Annotated in this window: 21 protein-coding genes; 18 read left to right on the forward strand and 3 right to left on the reverse strand. The window is 67.0% G+C overall.

The features are described 5' to 3' along the window. Window positions 1-8 precede the first annotated feature (8 nt). On the forward strand, window positions 9-1142 hold the full coding sequence (locus tag IFT87_RS05370) for a glycosyltransferase family 4 protein (protein ID WP_192007834.1): 1134 nt from the start codon (window positions 9-11) through the stop codon (window positions 1140-1142). Here IFT87_RS05370 and IFT87_RS05375 read toward each other — a convergent pair. Together IFT87_RS05375 and IFT87_RS05380 are read right to left on the reverse strand one after the other, a co-directional pair. After that, entirely contained in the window at window positions 1136-1732 is a 597-nt protein-coding gene (locus tag IFT87_RS05375) for a sugar transferase (RefSeq protein WP_249403225.1), read from the reverse strand. The genes IFT87_RS05370 and IFT87_RS05375 overlap by 7 nt on opposite strands. Before the next feature lie 508 nt (window positions 1733-2240). Beyond that, complete coding sequence (locus tag IFT87_RS05380; protein WP_192007836.1) at window positions 2241-3248, reverse strand: LacI family DNA-binding transcriptional regulator; 1008 nt, start codon at window positions 3246-3248, stop codon at window positions 2241-2243. A 124-nt stretch (window positions 3249-3372) separates the two neighbouring features. Here IFT87_RS05380 and IFT87_RS05385 point away from each other — a divergent pair, with 124 nt between their 5' ends. From IFT87_RS05385 to IFT87_RS05425, 9 genes are read left to right on the forward strand one after another with little or no spacing between them, the layout of a single operon-like run. Further along, the gene (locus tag IFT87_RS05385; protein ID WP_235188335.1) at window positions 3373-4635 is read left to right on the forward strand and encodes an MFS transporter; all 1263 of its coding nucleotides are present in this window, start codon (window positions 3373-3375) and stop codon (window positions 4633-4635) included. Further along, complete coding sequence (locus IFT87_RS05390; protein WP_192007837.1) at window positions 4632-5696, forward strand: sugar phosphate isomerase/epimerase family protein; 1065 nt, start codon at window positions 4632-4634, stop codon at window positions 5694-5696. Before IFT87_RS05385 ends, IFT87_RS05390 begins: the two co-directional genes overlap by 4 nt. Further along, window positions 5693-6835 carry a Gfo/Idh/MocA family protein gene (locus IFT87_RS05395; RefSeq protein WP_056406580.1) on the forward strand — a complete coding sequence of 381 codons (1143 nt, stop codon included), beginning with the start codon at window positions 5693-5695 and terminating at the stop codon, window positions 6833-6835. Before IFT87_RS05390 ends, IFT87_RS05395 begins: the two co-directional genes overlap by 4 nt. Further along, window positions 6832-7221, forward strand: a complete 390-nt coding sequence (locus IFT87_RS05400) for a c-type cytochrome (protein WP_192007838.1) — start codon at window positions 6832-6834, stop codon at window positions 7219-7221. The genes IFT87_RS05395 and IFT87_RS05400 overlap by 4 nt, the downstream gene beginning before the upstream one ends. Before the next feature lie 13 nt (window positions 7222-7234). Next, window positions 7235-8146 (forward strand): hydroxypyruvate isomerase family protein, encoded by a 912-nt coding sequence (locus IFT87_RS05405; RefSeq protein WP_031440857.1) that lies wholly within the window; start codon window positions 7235-7237, stop codon window positions 8144-8146. A gap of 26 nt (window positions 8147-8172) precedes the next feature. Continuing rightward, complete coding sequence (locus IFT87_RS05410; RefSeq protein ID WP_192008155.1) at window positions 8173-8988, forward strand: 3-keto-disaccharide hydrolase; 816 nt, start codon at window positions 8173-8175, stop codon at window positions 8986-8988. After that, window positions 8985-9560 (forward strand): gluconate 2-dehydrogenase subunit 3 family protein, encoded by a 576-nt coding sequence (locus IFT87_RS05415; RefSeq protein ID WP_031440859.1) that lies wholly within the window; start codon window positions 8985-8987, stop codon window positions 9558-9560. Before IFT87_RS05410 ends, IFT87_RS05415 begins: the two co-directional genes overlap by 4 nt. Beyond that, the gene (locus IFT87_RS05420; RefSeq protein ID WP_192007840.1) at window positions 9557-10402 is read left to right on the forward strand and encodes a sugar phosphate isomerase/epimerase family protein; all 846 of its coding nucleotides are present in this window, start codon (window positions 9557-9559) and stop codon (window positions 10400-10402) included. Before IFT87_RS05415 ends, IFT87_RS05420 begins: the two co-directional genes overlap by 4 nt. 21 nt (window positions 10403-10423) lie before the next feature. Then, window positions 10424-12100: a GMC family oxidoreductase gene (locus IFT87_RS05425; protein ID WP_031440861.1), complete on the forward strand. Its 1677-nt coding sequence runs from the start codon at window positions 10424-10426 to the stop codon at window positions 12098-12100. Window positions 12101-12157: 57 nt separating this feature from the next. On the opposite strand, the gene IFT87_RS05430 is transcribed toward IFT87_RS05425, so the two are convergent. Continuing rightward, entirely contained in the window at window positions 12158-13243 is a 1086-nt protein-coding gene (locus IFT87_RS05430; protein WP_031440862.1) for a LacI family DNA-binding transcriptional regulator, read from the reverse strand. 259 nt (window positions 13244-13502) lie between these two features. Between IFT87_RS05430 and IFT87_RS05435 the strand changes: the two genes are divergently transcribed. The 8 genes from IFT87_RS05435 to polA all read left to right on the forward strand — a co-directional run bounded on the left by IFT87_RS05435 (window position 13503) and on the right by polA (window position 26179). Next, complete coding sequence (locus IFT87_RS05435) at window positions 13503-14675, forward strand: glycoside hydrolase family 43 protein (protein ID WP_249403227.1); 1173 nt, start codon at window positions 13503-13505, stop codon at window positions 14673-14675. Continuing rightward, window positions 14675-16120, forward strand: a complete 1446-nt coding sequence (gene xylB / locus IFT87_RS05440; RefSeq protein WP_031440864.1) for a xylulokinase — start codon at window positions 14675-14677, stop codon at window positions 16118-16120. Before IFT87_RS05435 ends, xylB begins: the two co-directional genes overlap by 1 nt. Before the next feature lie 9 nt (window positions 16121-16129). After that, window positions 16130-17437: a xylose isomerase gene (gene xylA, locus IFT87_RS05445; protein ID WP_031440865.1), complete on the forward strand. Its 1308-nt coding sequence runs from the start codon at window positions 16130-16132 to the stop codon at window positions 17435-17437. A gap of 398 nt (window positions 17438-17835) precedes the next feature. Beyond that, window positions 17836-19086 (forward strand): arsenic transporter, encoded by a 1251-nt coding sequence (locus tag IFT87_RS05450; RefSeq protein WP_031440866.1) that lies wholly within the window; start codon window positions 17836-17838, stop codon window positions 19084-19086. A 53-nt stretch (window positions 19087-19139) separates the two neighbouring features. Continuing rightward, entirely contained in the window at window positions 19140-20420 is a 1281-nt protein-coding gene (locus IFT87_RS05455) for an MFS transporter (RefSeq protein ID WP_031440867.1), read from the forward strand. Window positions 20421-20522: 102 nt separating this feature from the next. Further along, entirely contained in the window at window positions 20523-22100 is a 1578-nt protein-coding gene (nadB, locus tag IFT87_RS05460) for an L-aspartate oxidase (protein ID WP_031440868.1), read from the forward strand. Window positions 22101-22216: 116 nt separating this feature from the next. Then, window positions 22217-23326: a serine hydrolase gene (locus IFT87_RS05465; RefSeq protein ID WP_192007841.1), complete on the forward strand. Its 1110-nt coding sequence runs from the start codon at window positions 22217-22219 to the stop codon at window positions 23324-23326. 78 nt (window positions 23327-23404) lie between these two features. Further along, window positions 23405-26179 carry a DNA polymerase I gene (gene polA, locus IFT87_RS05470; protein WP_192007842.1) on the forward strand — a complete coding sequence of 925 codons (2775 nt, stop codon included), beginning with the start codon at window positions 23405-23407 and terminating at the stop codon, window positions 26177-26179. The last annotated feature ends 12 nt before the right edge of the window (window positions 26180-26191 follow it).

Below are 26191 nucleotides of genomic sequence, written 5' to 3' on the forward strand. Positions count from 1 at the left end.
GGATAATAATGACGGACCAGCTGCAGGAATTGGTCATCAACGGGCGCTTCTTGATGCAGCCCACGACCGGCGTTCAACGCGTTGCACGTGAAATCACACGCGAGATCGATCACCTCGTTGCGAACGGCGACGTGCCGCTGCGCGTCCGCCTGGTCTGCGAAGCCGATGCCGATATCGGCGATCTCAATCTGCGCGCGATGCAGGTGGAACGGACGCGTCACGCGCATGGCCATGTCTGGGAACAGTTCGTGCTGCCCCGCCATGTGAAGGGCGGACGCCTGCTGTGCCTCGGCAATACCGCACCGATTGTGACGTTGCTCGGCCGCAAGCCGGTCGCGTTGATGATCCACGATCTGTCCTATCGGCTGTTTCCCGATGCCTATCGCCGTCATTACAAGCTCGGCCATGCGTTCATGCTGCCGTTCCTGTTGCGCCGCGCGGATCCGATCGTGACGGTGTCCGAAACAGAAAAGGCAATGTTCACCAGCCTGGTGCCGGGCGCACGTCACCGCCTGATCGTCGCGCAGAATGGTGGCTGGCGGGCCGGCTGCGACGCGCGTGCGGCCCCGCCGCCCGATATCGACGCGTCACGGGGCAATTATATCCTCTATGTCGGCTCGCTGTCGCATCGCAAGAACATCGCGGGGGTGCTGGCGGTCGGCATCGCGATGGCGCGCGAACGCGGCATCCCGCTCGTGCTGGTCGGATCGTCCGGCGCGTTCCTGTCGCCGCTCCCCGTCAGCATCCCCGACGACGTCAAACATCTAATCCGCCTCGAGGGTCAGGTCGAGGATCTCGGCCGGCTCGGGGATCTGTACCGCAACGCGCGGTGCCTGTTATTCCCGTCCTTCTACGAAGCCTCCCCCCTCCCCCCGCTCGAGGCGATGCATTTCGCCTGCCCGGTGGTGGCCTCCGACATCCCGTCGATGCGCGAGCGGTGCGGCGATGCAGCGGCCTATTGCGATCCCTATGATCACGACTCGATCCACCGTGCGGTGGTCTCGGTGCTCGACGATCCCGATTATGCGCGGACGCTCGCGGGTCGCGGGCTGGCGCAGGCGAGCCGATATTCCTGGCGCGAACAGGCGAGGATCATCCTTTCCGCGATCTTCGATCTCCAGACCGTGCAACCGGGTCAGTAGGACCCCTTCGCCATCAGGACCGCGGGCGCGGTCATCAGAATGATCCTGAGATAGAGCGACAGCGACTGCGACCGGCAATAGGCGACGTCGAAGGCGACCCGGCGCTGATAGGAGACATCGCTGCGGCCGCTGATCTGCCACAGCCCCGTAATCCCCGGACGCGACATGCAGTAATGCTCGAAATACCGGCCGTAGCGCCGCTTTTCCGCCTCGACGATCGGCCTTGGCCCGACAATGCTCATCTCTCCAAGCAACACGTTGAACAGCTGGGGCAATTCATCCAGGCTGCTCTTGCGCAGGAAGCTGCCGACGCGAGTGACGCGCGGATCCTCCTTGAGCTTGTGGCTCAGTTCCCATTCGAGCCGGGCCTGGGGGTCGGACGCCAGCAGATCGGCCAGCAGCGCCTCGGCGTTGACCGCCATCGAGCGGAACTTGAAGCACCGGAAATAGGCGCCGCCATAGCCGATGCGGCGCTGCGCAAACAGGATCGCCCCGGGGTCACTGACATAGACGGCCGCGGCGATGACGAGGAGCAGCGGCGCAAAGAAAAGCAGGGCAACGAGCGCGAGCAGAATGTCGAAAAGCCGCATGAGGCGTCGTTCGACAGAAATGGCTGGCGGTGCCGGGCTGCGCTCAGCGCCATATTGAAGAATTTCCCCGCGTGTCGCCACAAAACCCCCCACGGTGATAGCAAAGCGCATTTGTTGTTCTGCGATGCAACACAAACCTTCCCTCTATGTTGCATTCAATAAGGCAATGTAATTGTATAAATATCGCGCTTCTTGAGTCTCAATCTAATAATACAATCTTGTTTTCTGAATATCTACAATCATTCTATAGACTTCATCAACAAACATAAGGCCGAACATATTGTAAGCATCTAATAGATGAGTCCCGCTACCTTCATGATAGTTTTGACCGGCCGCACCATTAAGCGCCTGCTGAAACTTCATATTTTCTTAGAATGGTCGAGGGACGGGCAGGCGCGGCGGTCCGCCGGGGCCGAGGCACGGTCGACGACATCCGGCGCGCGCGCTTGGCGGGACGCGGCCTCAGGGACGATGCGGGAGGCCCGTCGGACGGTGCCGCGCGCGCGCCTTAGCGGTCGGTGAGCGGCCCGGCTGTGCTGCCGCGCACCACGAGCGTATGCGCGAGCGTCGTCTGCCGCCGCGGGCATTCGACGCCGCGCAGTATGTCGACGAGCAGCTCGACGGTGCGCCGGCCGATCATCCCCTTGGGTTGCGCGATGGTGGTCAGCGCGGGCTGAAAATAGCGCGCGAGCGGAAGATCGTCGAACCCCATGACCGACACGTCACGCGGACAGGACAGTCCGGCCTCGCCGATCGCGCTCAGCGCCCCCAGCGCCATCTCGTCGCTGAAGCAGAAGATTGCCGTCACCCCAGCGGCGAGCAGCGCGCGCGTCGCCACGAACGCCGATCCCGCGGAATAATCGCCGATCTCGACGTGCAGCGCGTCGCGCAGACCGCGCAGTTCGGCCGCCCGCAGCGCACCCGCCAGACGGTCGCGGCTGATCGGACTGATCTCGGGGCCGGTGACGACGCCGATCGCCCGGTGGCCGAGATCGGCGAGATGCGTGATCGCCTCCGCGCTCGCCGCCGCATTGTCGATATGGACGCTGGGGACGCCGAGATCCGCGCTATATTCGCAGCCATTGACGATCGGTGCGGCACCCCCCTCCCGCGCGAGCAGCGACGCCAGGCTGTCGGGGAGGCGATGGCCGAGGAAGATCAGTCCGTCGACCTCGCGACGCGACAGCATGTCGGCATATTGATCCTCGACCGCGGAATCATGCCGCGTGTCGCCGACGACGACCGAATAGCCCGCGTCGCGCGCCGCCTCCTCCGCGCCGCGGATGACGCTGGCGAAGAACGGATTCGAGATGTCGGGGACCGTCAGCAGGATCTTGGCGGCGCGCAGCGTGCGCAGGCTGCGCGCGGCGACATTGGGGGCGTAGCCCGACGACCGGACGATCGCGAGCACGCGCAGCCGAGTCTTCTCGGACACCTGATCCGGTCGGCTGAGCACGCGCGACACGGTTGCGGTAGAGACGCCAGCCATCGCGGCCACTTCGATGATCGTCGGCATCGCCGGGTCATGGATCCGGCCGCTGCCGCTGTCGACCGATAACCGATGTAATCCTTTACATCGATGCTTCGCCGACCTAGCCTTATGTCAGACAAGCAGCAAAACTGCGGTTGAGAGGTGGCGAATGGCGGTAGCGGACGATCTGGGAACGGCCCCCTTGCGCGGTGTCGACACCGCGGCGGGCGGCATGCTCACCGCGCGCCTCAGTGCGCTGATGTTCATGCAGTTTTTCGTCTGGGGCGCGTGGAACGTCACGCTCGGGCTGGCGATGCAGACCGTCGGGATCGGCAACCTGATCGGCAATGCCTTTTCGGTCGGTCCGATCGCCTCGATCGTCGGCTCTTTCCTGCTCGGCATGGCGGCGGCGCGCTATGTCAGCCCGAAGATGCTGATGGTCATCCTCCATCTCGTCGGCGGCGTAATCCTGTTCGTGCTGCCGTCGTTCGTGACGCCCGAACGCGGTGCGAGCTTCGTCTGGCTGCTGCTCGGCTACATGATCCTCTACATGCCGACCGTGGGGCTCGCGAACACGATCGCACTCAAGAGCTTTGGCGATCGGACCGACAATTTCCCGTTCGTGCGCGCGTTCGGAACGCTCGGCTGGATCACCGCGGGGCTGATCATCGGCTGGGCGGGACTGTCCGCCAGCCCGCAGATCTTCCGCGTCGCGGCGGTCGTCTCGATCGCGCTCGGGCTCTACAGCTTCACGTTGCCCAATGTCGCCTCCGACGCGCCGCGTGACGAAAGCGTGCTGCGCCAGGTCCTGTGCGTCGAGGCCTTCGGTCTGCTCCGCCAGCGGTCATTCCTGATTTTCATGACCTGCGCGACGCTGATCTCGATCCCGCTCGCCATGTATTACGCCTATGCCTCGCCCTATGTCGGCGCGACCGGCATCACCAATGTCGGCGGCACGCTCGCGATCGGGCAGATGTCCGAACTGGTCTTCATGTTCTCGATGCCGTGGCTCTACCGCCGGTTCGGCGTGAAGCCGCTGCTGCTGGTCGGGATGATCGCCTGGGCGGCCCGCTACGCGCTGTTCGCGATCGGTGACGGCGGGTCGAGCCTCTGGGCGGTCTATCTCGGCGTCGCGCTGCACGGCGTCTGCTACGACTTCTTCTTCGTCGCGGGCGCGATCTACACCGGCACGATCGCGACGCCCAAGGGGGTGAACGCACAGGCGCAGGGGATGCTGACGCTGTTCACCTATGGCGTCGGCATGCTGCTCGGGTCGCAGATCGGCGCGATGCTCTATGCGCAGCTGCCCGCCGCCCCGACCATCGCCGACTGGCAGCATATGTGGTGGTATCCCGCGATTGCCGCCGCCGTGATCGCGCTGCTGTTCCAGATCCTGTTTCGCGACGATACCCGACGGGAGATTGCAGCATGACCGGACTGCGCGGACCAGCCATCTTTCTCGCCCAGTTTCTCGGCACCGAGCCGCCGTTCGACACGCTCGACGGACTTGCCGAATGGGCTGCCGGACTTGGCTATGTCGGGGTGCAGATCCCCTGCACGTCGCAGCTGATCGACCTGTCGCTGGCTGCCGAGAGCAAGACCTATTGCGACGATCTTAGCGGCCGGCTCGCCGCGCATGGCATCGCGATCACCGAGCTGTCGACGCATCTCCAGGGCCAGCTCGTCGCGGTCCACCCTGCATATGATGCGCTGTTCGACGGGTTCGCCCCGCCCGAGCTGCACGGCAAGCCCGCCGAGCGCCAGCAATGGGCGGTCGAACAGGTCAAGCTGGCCGCGCGTGCGAGCGCCAATCTCGGCCTGTCCGCGCATGCGACCTTTTCGGGCGCGCTTGCCTGGCCCTATGTCTATCCCTGGCCGCAACGCCCGGCCGGGCTGATCGAGGAGGCGTTCGCCGAGCTCGCGCGCCGCTGGACCCCGATCCTCGACGTGTTCGCGGAGGCCGGCGTCGACTGCGCGTTCGAGGTGCATCCGGGCGAGGACCTCCATGACGGCGCGTCCTGGGAACGCTTCCTTGCCGCGGTCGACAACCATCCGCGCGCGCGCCTCCTGTTCGACCCGTCGCATTTCGTGCTGCAACAGCTCGACTATCTCGACTTCATCGACCGCTATCACGACCGGATATCCTGCTTTCACGTCAAGGATGCCGAGTTCAACCCGACCGGCCGATCGGGCGTCTATGGCGGGTATGAAAGCTGGGTTGACCGCGCCGGCCGGTTCCGTTCGCTCGGCGACGGACAGGTCGATTTCTCCTCAATCTTCAGCAAGATGGCGCAATATGGCTTTGCCGGCTGGGCGGTGCTTGAATGGGAGTGCGCGCTCAAGCGGGCCGAGGACGGCGCGCGCGAGGGCGCACCGTTCATCCGTGATCACATCATCCGCCTGACCGAGCGCCCGTTCGACGATTTCGCCGCCAGCGGGATCGATCGCGCATCGATCCGTGCGATCCTGGGACTGGCGGAGGACCGCGCATGACCCGGCTGCGGCTCGCGATGGTCGGCGGCGGCGAGGGCGCGTTCATCGGCGCGGTCCACCGGATGGCCGCCGCGCTCGACGGCGACTGGGACCTCGTCGCGGGTGCGTTCAGTACCGATGCCGGCCGCAACACGCGTACCGGCACACAGCTCGGGCTCGCCCCGGCACGCGTCTATGCGTCGTTCGAGGCGATGATCGCCGGCGAAAGCGCGCTGCCCGCGGACATCCGCGCGCAGGCGGTCGCGGTCGTCACGCCCAACCATCTCCACGCGCCGATGGCGATCGCCGCGCTCGACGCGGGCTTCGACGTGTTGTGCGAAAAGCCGATGGCGATGAGCGTCGCCGAATCGGAGGCGATCGCTGCCGCCGCCAAGACCAGCGGCCGGCATTTCGCGCTCGCCTTTACCTATAGCGGCTATCCGATGATCGAGGAGGCGCGCGCACGCGTCGCACGCGGCGATCTTGGCGCGATCCGCCTCGTCCAGGTCGAATATCTGCAGGGCTGGCTCAGTTTGCCGATCGATGGTGACGGCAACCGCCAGGCCGAGTGGCGGACCGACCCGGCCCGTGCCGGGCTGGGCGGCTGTCTCGGCGATATCGGCACGCATGCCTTCCACCTCGCCGAACATGTCTGCGCGCTGCGGGTCGAGGCGGTCTCGGCGGATCTGACGACGCACGTGCCGGGCCGCCGGCTCGACGACGATGTCAGCGCGATGCTGCGGTTTGAGGGCGGTGCGCGCGGCATGCTGAAGGCGAGCCAGGTCGCCGCCGGCGAGGAAAATGCGCTCACGCTGCGAGTCTATGGCGAGCGTGGCGGGCTCGAATGGGCGCAAATGGAGCCGAACACGCTCGTCATGCGCTGGCTCGACCGCCCCGCCGAGATCGTCCGCACCGGCGGCCCCGCGTTGCAGCCCGGTGTCGCCGCGCTGACGCGGACCCCGTCGGGCCATCCCGAAGGCTATATCGAGGCGTTCGCCAATCTGTATCGCGCCTTTGCGGCAACCGTCCGCGGCGAGGGCGGGCGCTGGTTCCCCGGCGTCGTCGACGGGCTTCGCACGATGCGGTTTATCGAGGCGGTGATCGCCAACGCGGCATCGGACCGCAAATGGTCGCCGCTCTATCCTGGAGAGACGGAATGAAATTCTTCATCGGGCTTGGCGCGGCCGGCATCGGCGCGGCGGCCCTCATCGCCGTCTGCGCGCCGACCAGCGCCCAGACGACGCCCGCCGCGGCGCCCCCGGCCTTTGCCGCGTGCCGGGCCTGCCATACGGTCGACAAGGGCGGGCGCAACGGCATCGGCCCCAATCTTCACGGCGTGGTCGGCCGTGCCGCCGCCGCGGCGCCGGGGTTCAATTATTCGCCCGCGCTGAAGGCGTCGAAGCTGCGCTGGGACGACGCGACGCTGAGCGAATATCTCGCCTCGCCGTCGAAGAAGGTCCCTGGATCGCGCATGCCGATCGCGACCCCGGATCCCGCGAAGCGCGCCGCGATCATCGCCTATCTAAAGGCGGCGGGCTCGAAATGAGACGGATCCGGCGATGACGCTCTCACGCCGCACGCTGATCGCGGCCGGCGCCGCAGTGTCGCTGCTCCCCGCGGGGATCGCCGCGCAGCGCCGCGGCACGACCGCCGCCCGCTTCTCGCTTGGCTATGCGCCGCATGAGGGCAGCTTTGCGAGCCGCGGCGGGTTGATCGAGCAGATCGCCTTCGCCGCCGACCAGGGCTTCACCGCTTGGGAGGACAATGAGGCCGCGGCCCGCCCCGTCGCCGACCAGGAGCGGATGGCCAAGGCACTGGCGCAGCGCGGCATGACGATGGGCGTCTTCGTCGCGAGCATGCCAAAATGGGCGAAGTCGCGGCCCCTGCTCGGCGCCAATGACGACGCCGATCGCGAAGGGTTCCTGACCGATATCCGCGCGTCGATCGCGGTCGCCAAGCGGCTGAACGCGACCCGGATGACCGTCGTCACCGGCTTCATGGACCCGAAACTGCCCGTCGAGATTCAGACGGCGCGCGTGATCGACGTCATGCGACGGGCCGGCGATATCGTCGCGCCGCACGGCATCGCGATGGTGATGGAGCCGCTCAACACGCGCACCAACCATCCCGGCGTCTATATGCAGACGATCGCGCAGGGCTATGCGGTCGCCCGCGGCGCGAACAGCCCTGCGGTCAAGATCCTGGCCGACCTCTACCATGAGCAGATCCAGTCGGGGAATCTGATCCCCACGCTGGACAGCTGCTGGAGCGAGATCGGCTATCTCCAGTTCGGCGACAATCCCGGCCGCAACGAGCCGATGACGGGCGAGATCAACTATGCCGCGATCGTCCGCTGGCTGCGCGGCCGGCGCTATGCGGGGGTAATCGGCATGGAACACGGCAATTCGGTGGCGGGACGTGCGGGCGAGGATCGCCTGATCGCCGCCTACCGCGCGATCGACGCGGCATGAGGGGGAAGAGCATGACGAGCTATGTGATGGCGGGGGTCGTCGCGGCGATGGCGCTGATGACAACGGGGTCCGTTGCCGCGCAGGACAAGCCGGGCTTCAAGGACACGCCGATGCTGCCCGGCGGCCAATGGCGTGTCCACGACGCCGACCGCCCTGCGCCCGTCGCCGTCGCGCCGGCCGCCACCCCCGGCGGTCCGCCCGCCGACGCGATCGTGCTGTTCGACGGCCGTTCGCTCGATGCGTGGAAGCCCGATCGCATCGCCTGGCCGATCGAGAACGGTGCGCTCATAATTCCGTCGCGCGCAAAAAGCGGCGGCGAGAACAATCTCGTCTCGAAACAGAGCTTCGGCGACGTGCAGATGCATCTCGAATTCCGCTCGCCCAATCCGCCGACCAAGAGCTCGCAGGACCGCGGCAACAGCGGCATCTGGTTCATGCAGCGCTACGAGCTGCAGATCCTCGACGGCTATCGGAACCCGACCTATGCCGATGGGACGGTGGGCGGGGTCTATGGCTGGAAGCCGCCGCTGGTGAACCCGGCGCGCAAACCCGGCGAATGGCAGACCTACGACATCGTGTTCGAGCGGCCGCGCTTTGCCGCCGACGGCAGTCTGGTTCGGCCAGCTTACGTGACCGCTTTGCTCAACGGCGTGCTCGTCCAGAACCACCAGGCGATGCTCGGCACGACCAACTGGCGCCATGTCGCACGCTATACCGCGCATCCCGATGCGGCGCCGATCCAGCTGCAGGACCATGATTCCCCCGTGGCGTTCCGCAACATCTGGATCCGCCCGCTGACCGATGCGGCAATCGCGCAGGACCTTGGAAAGGACGGTAAATGATCGATCGCAGAACCGCGCTGGCCGGTGTCGCCGGCATGTTCGGCGCAGCGCTCTATGCCCCGATCGCGCGCGCGGCCGGGCTCGCGCAGCAGCCGGCGGGCGGTATCCCGCCGATCAGCGAAGGGCCACCGAGCGCGCCGGTCTTCACGCCTGCACAACGTGCACTGATGACCGCGCTCAGCGAGCGCGTCCTGCCGACCACCGATACCCCCGGGGCGATCGCGGCGGACGTCCCTGCCTTTATCGAAAAGCTGCTGGCCGACTGGGCCCGACCCGAGGACCGCGTGCCGATCATCGCCGGGCTCGACGCGATCGAGGCGCGCTGTCTGCAGGACTACAAGGTCGCCGGCGCCCGGGCGACCGCGGCACAGCACGACGCGCTGCTCACCCTGGCGATGAACGACGGCCTGCCGTCGGGCGGCGCGTTCTTCACCGCATTCCGACAGCTCGTCATCACCGGCTATTACACGTCCGAAATCGGCATCACGCAGGAACGCGAATATCTGCCGGTGCCGGGCGAATATAACGGTGCCTTCCCCTATTCCCAGGTCAACAAGGTGTATTCCTCATGATCCTCAGCCGTAGAACCCTGCTTACGGGCACCGGTGCGGTGGCGGCGCTCGCGCTGGTCGATCGCTCGATCTCCCCCGCCTCCGCCGCACAGCTCAAGGCGATCGGCCTGCAGCTTTATACCGTGCGCGAGCTGTTCGCGAAGGACCCCGTCGCCACGCTCGAGGCGGTTGCGCGGATCGGCTACCGCGAGGTCGAATTCGGCGGCGGCGGGTACGAGACGATGGATCATGCGCCGCTGCGCAAGACCATGGACCGGCTCGGCCTGACCGCACCCTCGGTGCATATCGGCTATGACGCGCTGCTTCAGCGGTTCGAACCGTCGGTGGCGATGGCGAGGACGCTCGGCGCGAAGACGGTCGTGCTGCCGTACATGACTGACGAGCATCGCAACGAACAGGGCTGGAACGCCGCGCTGCCCAATTTCAACCGCTTCGCGACGCAGCTGAAGTCGGCGGGGTTCGGCTTTGCCTATCACAACCATGATTTCGAATTCACGATCCGGCCCGGCGGGGTCAGCCTGTACGACCGCCTGCTCAGGGAAACCGATCCCGCGCTCGTCAAGCTCGAGCTCGATATCTACTGGGCGGCGCATGCGGGCGAGGATCCCGCGGCGCTGATCGACCGGCTGTCCACCCGCCTCTACGCCTATCACGTCAAGGACATGCGCCCCGATCGCAGCATGACCGCGGTCGGCCAGGGCACGCTCGACTTTGCCGCGCTGTTCAAGCGCAAGTCGGGCGCCGGCGTGCAGCATTTCTACGTCGAGAACGACCAGGCGCCCGCGCCCTATCTGCCCGACATCACCACCAGCTTCCGGACGCTGCGCGCACTGCGCTTCTGATCGAGACAGGAGACCAAGACCATGGCCGCAACCAACAGGTTCGACGCGATCGTCATAGGATCGGGCGTGAGCGGCGGGTTCGCTGCGAAGGAACTCACCGAAAAGGGCCTGCGCGTCCTGATGCTCGACCGCGGCGTGATGGTCGAGCACGGCGAAGGCTATGCCTATGATGGCAAGCCCGCCTACGAGGTGCCTGCGCGGAACATCATGCCCCCGGCGCTCGTCAAAAGCGATTATTTCATCGCCAAGCACGGCTATGTCGCACCCAGCAACCGCGCCTTCTACAATGACGACCGGCTGAACCCCTATGCCTATGACGAGGGCAGCAAATTCTACTGGATCCGGCCCGCGGCGGTCGGCGGCAAGTCGCTGATCTGGGGACGCTGGTGCTTCCGGTGGAGCGAGGAGGATTTCGAGGCGAACAAGCGTGACGGAATCGATGGCGACTGGCCGATCCGCTATGGCGACGTCGCGCCCTGGTACAGCTATGTCGAGAAATATATCGGCGTGTCCGGCTCGCGCGAGAATCTACCCTATCTGCCGGACAGCGAATTCCAGCCCCCCATCCCGATGAACGTCGCGGAAAAGTGGCTGAAGCAGAATCTGGAAAGCCGCTTCCCCGGTCGCAAGCTGATCAACACGCGCCTGTCCAACATGACCGAGGACAAGCCCGAGCAGAACCGGACCAAATGCCAGTTCCGCAACCAGTGCAGCAATGGCTGCTCGTTCGGCGCCTATTTCTCGACCCAGGCGGTGACGCTGCCCGCGGCGCGCGCGACCGGCCGATTGACGCTGCAGTCGGACGCGGTCGTCACCAGCCTTGATTATGATCCCAAGGCCAAGCGCGTGACCGGCGTCCGCTACATCGATACCAAGACCGGCCAGGCGCAGTCGGTCCAGGCGGACCTCGTCTTCCTCTGCGCCTCGGCGATGGCATCGACGCAGATCCTGCTCAATTCGCGTCCGGCGGGCAGCGATCGCAGCCATTTCGACACGAGCGGCACGCTCGGCCGCTATGTGATGGACCATATCTTCCGCGTCGGGGTCGACGGCGAGATCGGCGGGATGCAGGAGTTCATCGAATATGGCCGCCGCCCGGGGGGCGTCTATATCCCGCGCTTCCGCAACATCGGCGGCGACGACGGCGTCGGCTTCAAACGCGGCTATGGCTATCAGGGCGGCGCCTATCGCACGCCTGCGGCACCCGTCGGGTTCGGCGCTTCGATGAAGCACGGGATGCGCAACTATGCGCCGTGGCACTTCAGCATGGGCGCGTTCGGCGAATGCCTGCCCTATGCCGACAATCATGTGTCGCTGCATGCGTCGAAGGTCGACCGGTTCGGGGTGCCGCTGCTCCGGTTCGACGTGCGCTTCCACGACAACGAACTCAAGATGATGGCCGATGCGCGGGCGCAGGGCGAGGCGATGCTTCGCGGGGCCGGGCTGACCAACGTCAAGAGTTCGGAACAGGAGCACGTTCCCGGTGACGCGATCCACGAGATGGGCGGCGCGCGCATGGGTCGCGATCCGCGTACTTCGGTGCTGGACGCGTGGAGCCGCGCGCACGAGGCCACCAACCTCTACGTCACCGACGGCGCGCAGATGGCTTCGGCCTCCTGCGTCAATCCGTCGCTCACCTTCATGGCACTGACCGCGCGCGCCGCCGACCACGCGGTGAAGCAGCGCACCCGCGCCTGATCGGCCCCCGCCACCCATCGATGATATCGCTATCATCGATGGGTGGCGGGTGACGGATCAGTCGACGGAGACCTTGGGCCTGCGCCGCGGTGCCGAGTCGGACTGGCGCCGGATCAGCGTAAAATCGAACGTCTTGTGCCGGTCCTGCGGATCGATCGCCTGCGACCGGCGGATGGTCGAGGCGAGCATTTCTACCGCAGACCGCGCCATGTCCGCGATCGGCTGGTGGATCGTCGTCAATTCGGGCCAGATCGCGGTCGACAAAGTCGTGTCGTCGAACCCGCACACCGTCAGGTCGCCCGGCACGTCGAGCCCGCGCCGATGCGCGACCGCGACCGTCGCAGCCGCCATGTCGTCGTTCGACGAGAAGATCGCCGATGGCTGCTCGGCGAGCCCCAGCAGCGTCTCGGCCGCATCGAGCCCCGATCGGTAGGTGAACAGCCCGTGCGCGATCAGCGACTCGTCGCGCGCGATCCCGGCCTCGTCCAGCGCCGCCGCATAGCCTTCGAGCCGGCGCGCACTCGACGACAAATTGGGGTTGCCGGTGATGAAGCCGATCCGGCGATGGCCCAGCGCGATGATGTGCCGGGTCATCGTCAGCGCCGCCTCGCGGTCGTCGATGCGGATCGCCAGCATGTCGGGCACGGGCAGCCCGCTCGCCAGCGACACGGTCGGGACGTGTGCCGCCGCTAGCAGGTCGAGCACCGCATCCGCCTCGCACAACGGCGGCGGCAGGATGATGCCGTCGATCCCGCCCTCGATCAGGTGACGCGTCACCGCGATCTCGTGCTCGCCCAGGTCGCATTTCTCGATGATGATCTGCACGTCGCTGCGCGCCGCCTGGTCGAGGCTGCCGAGCAGGAACTCGCTGAGAAAGCCCGCGCTCGGGTTGCTGTAGAGCAGGCCGATGCGGACCTGCCCCGCCCCGGCCAGGCTGCGCGCGGCCGGGTTGGGCGCATAGTTCAGCGTCGCGATCGCGTGAGTCACCGCATCGCGCGTCGCGGCGCGCACATTGCTCGTGCCGTTGATCACGCGCGACACGGTCATCGGCGAGACCCCGGCGAGTCGCGCGACGTCGCTGATGGTCGGCGCGCCGCCGGTGCGCCGCGAAGTCTTGACGCGGCCGATCGAGGAAGTGTTCATGTACCAACCGTTAGCGCACCCCCTTGACGCGGCAAAGCCCCACGCGATCCGATCCCGAGTCGGTCAACGTCGTCGGACCCCGATGGACGGCTCGCCCCGTTGCGGGACCCCGGCCGTTCTTTTCACGGGGTATTTTTCGTGCGCGATGATGCGGAACCCCCTTGCTCCGGCGCACGGGAGGGATATGATAGCGCTATCTCCCGCCACGGCGGAGGACAGGTCTCGTAGAAGACCGGTTTTTAGGAAGGATCATAAGGTCATGCGCCTCCGTTTCCCCATGCCTGCCCGCCGTGCGCGCGCGGTCCCGTTGCTGGCCGCCTCCGCTCTGGTCGTTCCCGTGCTGGCGGGTCTCGCACCCACATTGTTCACGGGCGGGACCGCGACGGCGCAGTCCGCCGCCAAACCGCAGGGCGAACCGCGCAGCCCCGAGGGCAAGCGCTATCTGTCGCAGCCGCTGGTCACCAGCATCTACACCGCCGACCCGTCCGCGCATGTCTTCAACGGCAAGATCTATGTCTATCCGAGCCACGACATCGACGTGACGACCGCCGACGACGATCTGGGCAACCAATATGCGATGCGCGACTACCGCGTGCTGTCGATGGACCGGATCGGCGGGCCGGTGAAGGTGAACCCCGTCGCGCTCGACGTGAAGGACGTGCCCTGGGCGTCGCAGCAGATGTGGGCGCCCGACGCGGCCTATCAGAACGGCACCTATTATCTGTATTTCCCGGTGCGCGACAAACAGCTCGACAAGAACGGGCTCGGCACCTTCCGCATCGGCGTCGCGACGTCGAAGAGCCCGGTCGGCCCGTTCAAGGCGGACCCCAAGCCGATCGCGGGCAGCTTCTCGATGGATCCCGCGGTGTTCACCGACGCGAACGGCGCCAGCTACATGTATTTCGGCGGCATCTGGGGCGGCCAGCTGCAGCGCTGGAAGGACGGCAAGTTCGATCCCAACGGCTCCGACACCGATCTCGGCCAGGACGACCAGCCCGCGCTGTCGGGCAAGATCGCGCGGTTGAACCCCGACATGAAGAGCTTTGCCGAGACGCCGCGCGACGTCCAGATCCTCGACGAGGCCGGCAAGCCCGTGCTCGGCGGCGATCATGAGCGGCGCTTCTTCGAGGCGTCCTGGGTCTTCAAGCGCGGTGGCAAATATTATTACACCTACTCGACCGGCGACACGCACTTCCTGAACTATGCGACCGGCGACAACCCGTACGGGCCGTTCACCTACAAGGGGCATATCCTGAAGCCGGTGCAGGGCTGGACGAGCCACCATTCGATCATCGAGTGGAACAAGAAATGGTGGCTGTTCTATGCGGACACGCAGCTGAGCAACAAGAACCACCTGCGCAACGTCAAGGTGACCGAGCTGAAGTTCGCGCCCGACGGCTCGATCCCCACCATCGATCCGTTCGTCAACTGATGTTCCTCGGAATCGACATCGGCACCTCCGGCGTGAAAGCCGTGGTGCTCGACGAGGCCGGCAGCGTCGTCGGCCAGGGCGTCGCCGCGCTGAGCGTCCAGCGGCCGCATCCGCTCTGGTCCGAACAGGATCCCGATGCGTGGTGGCATGCGACCACCGCGGCGGTCCAGGCCATCGACCCGGCCGTCCGCCGTTCGGTCCGCGGCGTCGGGCTTGCCGGGCAGATGCACGGCGCGACCCTGCTCGACGCCGACGACCGCCCTTTACGCCCCGCGATCCTGTGGAACGACGGCCGCAGCTTTGCTGAGTGCGAAGCGATGGAGCGTGCGGTGCCCGATCTGCGCGCAATCGCGGGCAACATCGCGATGCCGGGCTTCACCGCGCCCAAGCTGCTCTGGGTGCGCGAGCATGAGCCCGAGATCTTCGCAAAGATCGCGACCGTGCTGCTGCCCAAGGACTATGTCCGCCTGCTGATGACCGGCGACAAGGCGTCCGACCTGTCGGACAGCGCAGGGACCCTGTGGCTCGACGTCGCCGCGCGGAGCTGGAGCGACGCGCTGCTGGCCGCGTGCGGGCTGACGCAGGCGCAGATGCCACGGCTGTACGAAGGCTCCGAGATCACCGGCACGCTGACCGCCGAGGTCGCCGAACTCTGGGGCATGCCGCCGGTCCCCGTCGCGGCGGGGGGTGGCGACAATGCCGCGGGTGCGGTCGGCGTCGGCGTGGTCGCGGACGGCGATGCATTGCTCTCGCTCGGCACCTCGGGCGTGATCTTCGTTGCGACCAGCGACTTCCGCCCCAACGCCGATAGCGCGGTCCATGCCTTCTGCCACGCGCTGCCGGGCATGTGGCACCAGATGTCGGTCCATCTGTCGGCCGCGTCGTGCATCGACTGGGTCGCGAGGATCACCGGCGCGACCGGCCCGGCCGACCTGTTCGCACGCGCCGAAGCCGCCGGTCCTGCCAGCGGCCCCGAGATCTTCCTCCCCTATCTCTCGGGCGAGCGCACGCCGCACAATGATGCCGAGGTCCGCGGCGCGTTTCTCCGGCTCGACAACGACACCGATGCCGGCCGTCTGTCGCAGGCGGTGCTCGAGGGCGTCGCCTTCGCGCTCGCCGACGGGCTCGACGTGCTGCGCGCGGCGGGGACGACGGTCGAACGCCTCGCGGTCATCGGCGGCGGCGCGCGCTCGCGCTACTGGGGCGCGGTGCTCGCCGCGGCGATGGAGGTCGAACTCGTCTATCTCCAGGGCGGCGAGGTCGGCCCCGCGCTCGGCGCCGCGCGGCTCGCGCAGCTCGGTGTCGATGGCGGCGATCCTGCGACGGTCTGCGTCGCACCGCCCGTGTCGCACCGCATCGCCCCCGACCCCGCACTCGTCGCCGCGCTCGCCGAGAAAAAGGCGGCGTTCCGCCAGGCCTATCCCCGTATCACCCCCAAGTCATAGGAATCCCCGATGTCCGACTTCTTCGCCGATATCCCCCAGATCAAATATGAGGGCCCCGACAGCAGCAACGAGCTGGCCTATCGCTATTACGACAAGACCAAGGTCGTGCTCGGCAAGACGATGGAGGAGCATCTGCGCTTCGCCGCGTGCTTCTGGCACACCTTCTGCTGGCCGGGGTCGGACGTGTTCGGCGGGGGCACGTTCAACCGCCCCTGGCATGCCGGCGCCAACGACTCGGCTGCCGCAGCGCACAAGCGCGAGGTCGCGTTCGACTTCTTCAAGAAGCTCGACGTGCCCTATTACTGCTTCCACGACGTCGACGTCATGGCGGATGCCGCCAATGTGACCGAGCATCGCCGGTTCTTCGCCGAAGCCGTCGACCACCTCGAACAGCTCCAGGCCGCGTCGGGCCGCAAGCTCCTCTGGGGCACCGCCAACGCGTTCAGCCATCCGCGCTATGCCGCCGGCGCGTCGACCAACCCCGATCCCGAAGTCTATGCCTTTGCCGCGCTGCAGGTCCGCGACGCGCTCGAGGCGACGCATCGCCTCGGCGGCCAGAACTACGTGCTGTGGGGCGGTCGCGAAGGCTATGAGACGCTGCTCAACACCGACATGAAGCGCGAACTCGACAATTTCGGCCGCTTCCTGAGCCTGGTCGTCGAGCACAAGCACAAGATCGGCTTCACCGGCACGATCCTGATCGAACCCAAGCCGCACGAGCCGACCAAGCATCAGTACGACTTCGACACCGCGACGGTGTACGGCTTCCTCAAGCGCTACGGGCTCGAGAACGAGGTGCGCGTCAACATCGAGGCGAACCACGCCACGCTGTCGGGGCATACCTTCGAACACGAGATCGCGACCGCCAACGCGCTCGGCATCTTCGGGTCGATCGACGCCAATCGCGGCGATCCGCAGAATGGCTGGGATACCGACCAGTTCCCCAATTCGGTCGAGGAACTGACGCTGGCGATGGTCGAGATCCTGCGCGGCGGCGGCTTCACCACGGGCGGCTTCAACTTCGACGCCAAGGTCCGGCGCCAGAGCATGGACGCGGCCGACCTGTTCTACGGCCATGTCGGCGGCATCGACGTCGTCGCGAAGGGCCTGCTCGCCGCTGCCGCGATCATCGAGGATGGTCGGGTCGATGCGATCAAGGCCAAGCGCTATGCCGGCTGGGACGGTGACTTCGGCAGCACGATCGGCGGGCTGGATCTGGCCGGTATTGCCGATCTTGCGGTCGAGCGCGACATCGATCCGAAGCCGGTTTCGGGCCAGCAGGAACGCCTTGAAAACCTGATCAACCGCTTCCTCTGATCAACCCGCGACGCCGGGGCCACGTCCTGACGGACGGGCCCCGGCCTTGCCGCCGCTCGCCGCCCAGCCGCTGCGATCAAGCCGCTGGGAACAGGCGATAAACCCGTCAATCCGGGTCCGATTGCCACATGAACGATTTGTCACGATCGCGGCGGGGCCCTTTGCCCCTGCTGCTGTGTTGTCGCGCCTGACACCAGTTGTCCACAAGTCATGTCAGGGGCCGGATCGATGCGTAACACAATCATTAGGGCAACGACACTTCCCGATCACGCCGCCTAGTCTGAAAGGACCATGGCGAGGACCAGGGTGATGACCGGCTATGCTAGTCATTGTGGCGATAATAACTGCCGTGTCGCGCCGGATCGGTGCCGCATCGGAAAATGCGACGGACACTGCGCGTGCCCCCCGAGACTAGCCTGACCTGGGCAATCTGCGCGGCGGCGACGGCCGGGGTGATCGCGCGCCCGTTCCGCCTGCCCGAGGCGGTGTGGGCGGTCGCCGGCGCGGTCGCGCTGCTCACGCTGGGTCTGTTGCCGCTCGCTGCCGGGCTGGCCGCGGTCGGCAAGGGCATGGACGTCTATCTCTTCCTGATCGGCATGATGCTGCTCAGCGAGACCGCGCGTCAGCAGGGCCTGTTCGACTGGATCGCCGCGACCGCCGCGCGCGGCGCGCGGGGGTCGCCCGTCCGCCTGTTCGCGCTCGTCTACGTCACCGGGATCGTCACCACGACCTTCCTGTCGAACGACGCCACCGCGGTCGTGCTCACGCCCGCCGTCTATGCCGCCGCGCGCAAGGCGAAGGCGGATCCGCTGCCGCTGCTGTTCGCCTGCGCGCTCATCGCCAACGCGGCAAGCTTCGTGCTGCCCATCTCCAATCCGGCGAACCTCGTGCTCTATGGCGGCACGATGCCCCCGCTCGGCCAGTGGTTCGCGTCATTCGCGCTGCCATCGGTCGCGGCGATCGTCGTGACCTACGGCGCGCTCCGCTGGACCGAGCGTGCGCGGCTCGTCGGACAGTGCGAGACGGAGATCGCACGTACGCCGCTGACCCTCGGCGGCAAGGCGGCGCTGGCAGGGATCGTCGTCACGGCGGTCGTGTTGTTGCTGGCCTCGGCGTTCGACGTGCAACTCGGGTTGCCGACCTGCATCGCCGGGGTCGCGACGACGCTCGCCATCTGCCTGCTGGTCCGCATGTCACCCCTCATGGTCGTGCGCGACGTGTCGTGGAGCGTGCTGCCGCTCGTCGCCGGGCTGTTCGTGCTGGTCGAGGCGCTCGATCATAGCGGCGTCATCGGCCACGTCGCGGCGTGGTTGCGTGCAGAGGCCGCCGATCCGGCGCGCGCGGCGATGACCGCGGGGACCCTGCTCGCTTTCGGGTCGAACCTGGTCAACAATCTTCCCGCCGGGCTGATCGCGAGCACCGCGGTCGCGCAGGCGCAGCCGCCGCGCGTCGTCGTCGATGCGCTGCTGATCGGCGTCGATCTTGGCCCCAACCTGTCGATCACCGGGTCGCTCGCGACGATCCTGTGGCTCCAGGCGATCCGCCGCGAAGGCCTCGATGTCGGGTTCCTGCGCTTCCTGAAGGTCGGCGCGGTGACGATGATTCCCGCGCTCGCCGCCGCGCTCGGCACGCGCCTGCTGATCGGCTGACCCTCGACGCTCCCCTCTGCCCGCCCCCTCTTTCCCAGGACCAAGGACCGACCATGGCGACCCTCTCCGCTTCCCTGCCCTCCCGCCACCCCCCCGGCGGCAAAGCTCCGCACCGTCATGCGCCGGCGGGACGCACGCTCGATGCGCTCAACTTCTTCCTTGCCGACGTGCGCGACGGGCTCGGGCCCTATCTCGCCATCTATCTGGTCGCGGTCCGCGGCCCCGCGCATGGCTGGAACGAGGCGACGGTCGGGCTGGTCCTGACGATCGCCGGGATCGTCGGCCTGATCGCGCAGACGCCCGCCGGCAGCCTGATCGACAAGAGCCGCAACAAGCCGCGGATCGTCATGGTGGCAGCGTTGCTGGTGACGTTGGCCAGCGTATCGCTGCCGTTCGTCACGGGCTTCACCGTGGTGACCATCACCCAGTCGGTCGCCGCCGTCGCGGGCGCGATCTTCGCCCCCGCGATCTCGGCGATCACGCTCGGTCTGGTCGGGCCGAAGATGTTCGCCAAGCGGGTCGGCCGTAACGAGGCGTTCAACCATGCCGGCAATGCGGTGTCCGCCGGGCTCGCGGGCGTGCTCGCCTGGACGTTCGGACCGGTCGTGGTCTTCTGGCTGATGGGCGCGCTGACCGTTGCAAGCATCGTCACCGCGACGCGGCTCCACAACGACGATATCGACAATGCCGTCGCGCGTGGCCTCGACTGCGAGCCCGATGCGGACTGCGACGAGCCGAGCGGCTGGAAGACGCTGATCGAGAACCGCCCGCTAATGACCTTTGCGGTGATCGCGTTCCTCTTCCATCTGGCGAATGCCGCGATGCTGACCTCGGTCAGCCAACTGCTCGCGCGCACCGTCGGCAAGGATCAGGCGACGTCGCTGACCGCCGCGTGCATCGTCGCGGCACAGCTCGTGATGGTGCCCGTCGCGATCTTCGTCGGCCGGCATGCCGAACGGCTCGGCACCAAGCCGCTGTTCCTCGTCGCCTTCGGATTCCTCGCCGCGCGCGGCGCGCTCTACACGCTGTCCGACGACCCTTATTGGCTGGTCGGCGTGCAGGCGCTGGACGGCGTCGGCGCGGGCATTTTCGGCGCGCTGTTCCCCGTCGTGATCGCCGACCTGACCGAGGGCAGCGGCCGGTTCAACGTCAGCCAGGGCGCGGTCGCGACGACGCAGGGGCTCGGCGCGGCGCTGTCGGCGACGCTGGCGGGATCGATCATCGTCTGGGCAGGCTATAGCGCGAACTTCCTGACGCTCGCGGCGATCGCGGGGGCCGGGTTCCTGCTCTATCTGGTCACGATGCCCGAGACGAAAAAGCGCGCGCGCGGATAAGTCCGGGCGATCGATCCGAACACCCCCCTGTCCTGTGGTCTCACTTTCGTGCAACAGCAGGACCCCGCATCACCCTGTCCCCTGCCCCGGATCCCGAGCCGCATGACCAGCGACATTCTCATCATCGGTTCCGGCGCGGCCGGGCTGACCGCCGCGCTCACCCTCGCCGACCGTTTCACCGTCACCGTGCTCGCCAAGGGGGCGCTGAACGAAGGGTCGACCGCTTGGGCACAGGGCGGGATCGCCGCGGTACTCGAACCCGGCGACACGTTCGAGAATCATGTCGAGGACACGATGGTCGCCGGCGCCGGACTGAACGATCGCGGGATCGTCGAGATGGTGGTCGAGGGCGCGCCGGCCGCGATCGAACGACTCACGCATCTCGGCGTGCCGTTCGAGACCGAAGGGAACGCGCTGCACCTGACGCGCGAGGGCGGCCACAGTCATCGCCGGATCGTCCATGTCGCCGACGCGACCGGCTGGGCGGTGCAGGAGGCGCTGCAGAGAGCCGCCGAAGCGCACCCCAACATCACGCTGGTCCCCGACCAGGTCGCGATCGACCTCGCCACCGGGCGGCACGAGATGCGCTATTCGGGCGCAGGCCGGGTCTGGGGCGTCTATGCGGTCGACCGCGGCACCGGACGCGTCGCGCTCTACACGGCGCGCGCGACGATCCTCGCGACCGGGGGTGCGGGCCGCACTTACCTGTTCTCGACCGCGCCACGCGGCGCGACGGGCGACGGCATCGCGATGGCTTGGCGCGCGGGCGCGCGCGTGTCGAACATGGAGATGATGCAGTTCCACCCGACCTGCCTCTACAATCTGGAGGTCAAGAACTTCCTGATCACCGAGGCGGTGCGCGGCGAAGGCGGACGGTTGATCAACCCGACCACCGGCAAGCGTTTCATGACCTATTATGATCCCGTCCGGATGGAGCTGGCGCCGCGCGATATCGTCGCGCGCGCGATCGATGCCGAGATCAAGCGCTACGGGCTCGATTACGTCCATCTCGACATCAGCCACATGCCCGCCGACTTCATCCGGCATCATTTTCCGAACATTCACGAAAAGCTGCTGACCGTCGGGATAGACATGACGACGCAGCCGATCCCCGTCGTCCCTGCCCAGCATTACACCTGTGGCGGGATCGTCGTCGACGAGCATGGCAAGACCGACCTTCCCGGGCTCTATGCGGCGGGCGAATGCACCGAATCGGGGCTGCACGGTGCGAACCGGCTGGCGTCAAACTCATTGCTCGAATGCTTCGTGTTCGGCGAGGCCGCGGCGGACAGCATCGCCGCCGATTGGGACAGCCTGCCCCCGCCGCCGCCGATCCGCCCCTGGGACGAAAGCCGCGTCACCGATTCCGACGAGGAAGTGGTCATCAAGCAGACCTGGACCGAGATCCGCCGCTTCATGTGGAATTATGTCGGCATCGTCCGCACCACCAAAAGGCTCGAACGCGCACAGCACCGGATCGCGATGCTGAACGAGGAGGTCGCCGAATATTACCAGCATTTCCGCGTCACGCCCGACCTGATCGAACTGCGCAACCTGCTCCAGACCGCCGAACTGATCGTCCGCTCGGCGCTGCACCGTCACGAAAGCCGCGGCCTGCACTACACGCTCGATTATCCGCAGATGCTGCCGGAGGCGGTCGACACGGTCCTGACGCCCTGACGTTCCACGTCCCGGCGCGCCGTGCGTGCAGTTCGTCGCAGCGAGGCACGCGGGGCGTATCGCGGCGATCGGGACCGTATCAGGATCGTAGCGCTATCGCAGGATATCCGACACCCATGGCAATTGGCAGGTTCGCGCGTCTTTTCGTGACCGGCGGCATCGCGCTCGCGCTGACCGGCTGTGGCTCGACGTCGCGCCCCGGGGCGACCGGCGCCGCGCCGCAGGGCGATGGAACCGCCAGCGTATCGATCCCGGTCCCATTGCCCACCGCACGCGCCACCCGTGCCGCGCCCGCTCCGCTGGTCACCGCGATCGACGCCTTGCACCATGATTTTGCGGGCAAGGCGGGGATCGCGATCCGCGCGGTGGACGAGGGCTGGACGGTCGAGGCCGGCGGGCGCCAGCGCCTGCCGCAGCAATCGGTCAGCAAGCTTTGGGTCGCGATCACGCTGCTTGACCTGCGCGACCAGGGCAAGGCGAAGCTCGAGGATCCGGTCGTCGTCCGCGCGGAGGACCTGACGCTGTTCCATCAGCCGATCGCGATGCTCGTCACCGGCGACGGCTATCACACCACCGTCGGCGAATTGCTCAGGCGCGCGCTGACGCATAGCGACAATACCGCGAACGACCGGCTGCTGAGCTATGTCGGCGGCCCGCGGGCGGTGCGCGGCATGATCCTGCGCAAACAGCTGGGCGAGATCCGCTTCGGTCCGGGCGAGCGGCTGTTGCAAAGCGGGACGGCGGGGCTCGTCTGGCAACCCGCCTATGCGCTCGGCAACGCGTTTGCGGTCGCCCGCGCACGGCTCGATCCGCAGATCCGCGCCGCCGCACTCGACGCCTATGTCGCCAATCCGCCCGATGGCGCCGCGCCGATCGCGATCGCGGACGCGCTGGCCCGGCTCGCGCGGGGCGAATTGCTCAGCGCCAGCTCGACGCAGGTCCTGCTCGACACGATGGGCGCGTCGGTCACCGGCCGCGCCCGGCTGCGCGCCGCGCTGCCCGCGGGGTGGCGGATCGCGCACAAGACCGGCACCGGCCAGGATCTCGGTCCCCGCAACGCCGGCTTCAACGATGTCGGGCTCCTGACGGCGCCCGACGGCAAGCGCTATGCGATCGCGGTGATGATCGGCGACACGCTGCGGCCGATCCGCGAACGCCAGATGCTGATCCAGGCGGTCGCCGCCGCGGTCGCCGCGCATGCCGGTGGCGCCCGCCCGTCGGTCTGAGATTTTCCTCACACCTGATACCCAACAACCACGCTTCGCCCATTGGTCCGCGCGCGCGCATCCGCTAGACCGCGCGCGATGCCCCATATCTATCTCGTCGACGGCTCCGGCTATATCTTCCGCGCCTATCACCGGCTGCCGCCGCTTACCAACAAGCATGGCGAGCCGGTCGGCGCGGTGTACGGCTATACCACGATGCTGTGGAAGCTCGCGGACGAGGTCCATGCCGCGGATGGCCCCACCCACATGGCGGTCATCCTCGACAAGTCGTCGAAGACGTTCCGCAACGATCTCTACGACAAGTACAAGGCGCAGCGTCCGCCCCCACCCGAGGATCTCGTCCCGCAGTTCCCGATGATCCGCGACGCGACGCGCGCCTTCTCGCTGCCGTGCATCGAGACCGAGGGGCTTGAGGCCGACGACATCATCGCCTGTTATTCGAAGGCCGCGCTGGCGCAGGGCTGGTCGGTCACGATCGTCTCGTCGGACAAGGACCTGATGCAGCTGATCGAGCCCGGGCTCGACATGTACGACACGATGAACAACCGCCGGCTGGGCGCGGAGCATGTCGCGGAAAAATTCCACGGCGTCACCCCGGCGCAGCTCGGCGACGTGCTCGCGCTGATGGGCGACAGCGTCGACAACGTCCCCGGCGTCCCCGGCGTCGGCCCGAAGACCGCCGCCAAGCTGATCCTCGAACATGGCGATCTCGAATCGGTGCTCGCCGCCGCCGAGGGGATGAAGAAGGGCAAGCTGCGCGACAATCTGATCGAGCATGCCGAGATGGCGCGGCTGTCGAAGGTGCTGGTCACGCTCAGATGCGACGTCGCGCTGCCCGAGCCGCTCGAGGATCTCGAGCTCAAGGGCATTCCCGACGCACGGTTGCGCGCGTTCCTCGATCATCACGGCTTCAAGTCGCTGATCGCCAAATTGTCGGCCGTCGCCGAAGCACCGGTCGCCGAGTCGACCGTCGTCGCGGACATGGACGCGGACGAGCCGTGCAAGCATGACGATTACGAGACCGTCGTCGACGAGGCGGCGCTCGACCGCTGGATCACGCTGGCAAAGCATCAGGGCTGGATCGCGATCGACACCGAGACGACCGGGATCGACGCGACGCGCGCCGACCTGGTCGGGATCAGCCTGGCGCTGCATCCGAACCTCGCCTGCTACGTACCTATCGCGCATGGCGGCACCGATTTGCTCGCGGAAAACCCGGCCCAGATCGACCGCGCGGTCGTGCTGGCGAAGATGAAGCCACTGCTGGAGGATCCGAGCATCCTCAAGATCGGCCATAACCTGAAATACGACATGATCGTCCTCGCCCGCGCCTATGCCGCCACCGGAGGCGTGACGATCGCGCCGTTCGACGACACGATCCTGATGAGCTTCGATCTCGACGCGGGGCTTCACGGCCACGGCATGGACGAGCTTGCCGCGACGCACCTTTCGCACACCTGCATCGCGTTCAAGGACGTGGTCGGCACCGGCAAGTCGCAGCGCAGCTTCAACGAAATCGACCTCAAGGCCGCGACCCATTATGCCGCGGAGGACGCGGACGTGACGCTGCGCCTGTGGCGCCGGTTCAAGCGCCGCCTGCCCGCCGAGGGTTCGACGCGGGTCTACGAGATGGTCGACCGCCCGCTCGTCCCCGTCATCGCGCAGATGGAGATGCACGGGATCAAGGTCGACGCCGCGAAGCTGTCGAAGCTGTCGACCGAGTTCGCCGCGCAGATGGCGAGCCTGGAGACTGAGATTCACGCGCTCGCCGGCGCGCCGTTCACGATCGGCAGCCCCAAGCAATTGGGCGACGTGCTGTTCGAGAAGATGGGCATCAAGGGCGGCCGCAAGGGCAAGTCCGGGGTCTATTCGACCGACGTCACCGAACTCGAGCGCATCGCCGCCGACAAGGATTCGCCCGGCGCGGTGATCGCGCGCAAGGTGCTCGACTGGCGCCAGCTCTCGAAGCTGAAATCGACCTATACCGATGCGTTGCAGGCGCAGATCAACCCGGCGACGGGTCGCGTCCACACGTCCTACTCGCTGACCGGCGCGCAGACCGGCCGGCTGTCGTCGACCGATCCCAACCTGCAGAACATCCCGATCCGCACGGAGATCGGCCGCCAGATCCGTGACGCGTTCGTGGCGGAGCCCGGCAACGTGATCCTCGCCGCCGACTACTCGCAGATCGAGCTGCGACTGGCCGCGCACATGGCCAACGTCCCCGCGCTGAAACAGGCGTTCGCGAATGGCGACGACATTCACAGCCTCACCGCGCAAGAGCTGTTCGGCGAGGTCAACCGCGACACGCGCGGTCGCGCCAAGACGATCAACTTCGCGATCCTCTACGGCATCTCGCGCTGGGGGCTCGCCGGCCGGCTTGACGTGTCCGCGGACGAAGCACAGGCGATGATCGACCGCTATTTCGATCGCTTCCCCGGCATCTCCAGCTACATCGTCGACACCACCGAAAGCGTCCGCGCGACCGGGTTCACGACGACGCTGTTCGGCCGCAAGACGCATTTCCCGCGGATCCGCTCGAAGATCCAGCACGAACGCCAGGGCGCCGAGCGCGCCGCGATCAACGCGCCGATCCAGGGGACGAGCGCGGATATCATCAAGCGCGCGATGGTCCGCATGGGCCCTGCACTGCTCGAAGCCGGGCTGCCGAACGTGCGCATGCTGCTCCAGGTCCACGACGAACTCGTGTTCGAACTGCCCGAGGGCGATGTCGAGGCGGCCAAGCCCGTCATCGAACGCGTGATGGCGACCGCGGCCGAGCCGGCGGTGACGCTCGACGTGCCGCTGGGGATCGAGATCGGCACCGGCCTGAGCTGGGGCGCAGCGCATTGATCGCGCGGGGCG

It is taken from the genome of Sphingomonas sp. CFBP 8765 (assembly GCF_014841445.1).
GTDB classification, from domain to species: domain Bacteria; phylum Pseudomonadota; class Alphaproteobacteria; order Sphingomonadales; family Sphingomonadaceae; genus Sphingomonas; species Sphingomonas aerolata.